At 75.8% G+C, this 1,025-nt stretch carries 2 pseudogenes; one reads left to right on the top strand and one right to left on the bottom strand.

The annotated features are described in order from the left end of the window. Nucleotides 1-232 (bottom strand): annotated as a pseudogene (locus tag B8460_RS17560) (N-acetyl-gamma-glutamyl-phosphate reductase); the annotation flags it as partial. A 132-nt stretch (nt 233-364) separates the two neighbouring features. Between B8460_RS17560 and B8460_RS17550 the strand changes: the two are divergent. Then, a pseudogene (locus B8460_RS17550) lies at nt 365-1,025 on the top strand (alpha-D-ribose 1-methylphosphonate 5-triphosphate diphosphatase); the annotation flags it as partial.

Here is a 1,025-nt window from a genome sequence, read left to right as displayed (position 1 = left end):
GCGGCGCGTCCGGCCCCAGCGCCGCCGCCATCGCCACCGCCTCGCGCGCCGCCTCGTCCGGCAGGCACAGGATCGCCACGTCCGCCGCCGCGTACAGCTCCCGCCGCGCGGCCGCGTCCTTGCGCCGCGCCTCGGCCACGCGCAGCAGTTCGACCCCAGCCATGTCCGCGAGACGCGCGCGGATGCCGAGCCCGGTGGTCCCCGCCTCGCCGTCGATGAACACGCGCGCCATGCCGCAACCCTCCACGCACAGGGAGCCGGAGGATAGCGGCAAACCGCCGCCCGACCAGCGCCGGCGGTGCAGCCCTCCCGCCGCCCCGCCGCCCGTTGCGCCGCCGCCCCTCTTGCCCGATATCCGCGGGCGATGGCCCCCGCCACCGTCCTGCCAAGCCTCATCCTGGCGAACGCGCGCCTCGTGCTGCCCGATACGGTGCGGCGCGGCACGCTGGCGGTGGCCGATGGCCGCATCGCCGCGATCGACGACGACGCCCGCCCGCCCGCCGCCGCCCATCTTGACCTCGACAGCGACTACCTCCTGCCGGGCCTGATCGACCTGCACACCGACAACCTGGAACGGCAGGTGCTGCCGCGCAGCAACGCGCGCTGGCCCTCCCGCTCCGCCCTGCTGGCGCATGACGCGCATTGCGCGGCGGCGGGCATCACCACGGTGCTCGACGCCCTCTGCCTCGGCGATCTCGGCTTCGAGCCCGACCGCCACCAGACCTTCCTCGACGGCATCGCCGATCTCGACGCGCTGGCGCCGACCGGCCTGCTGCGGGCCGAGCACTTTCTGCATCTGCGCTGCGAGATGCCGGCGCCCGGCATGCCGGCCCTGCTCGACCGCGTCGCCGACCATCCGCGCCTGCGCCTCGCGAGCCTGATGGACCACACGCCCGGCATCGGCCAGTACGGCGACGTCGCCCATTGGCGGGCGCTGCGCCGGCGCGACGGCTTGTCGGACGCGCAGATCGACGCGCAGATCGCGGGCCTGCTCGACCAGCGCGCCCGCCACCGCGACGCCAACC

This window comes from Acidisphaera rubrifaciens HS-AP3 (assembly GCF_000964365.1).
Taxonomy (GTDB): domain Bacteria; phylum Pseudomonadota; class Alphaproteobacteria; order Acetobacterales; family Acetobacteraceae; genus Acidisphaera; species Acidisphaera rubrifaciens.
Note: the sequence above shows the minus strand (reverse complement) of the source record. Positions and strands in the feature narration are given on the sequence as shown.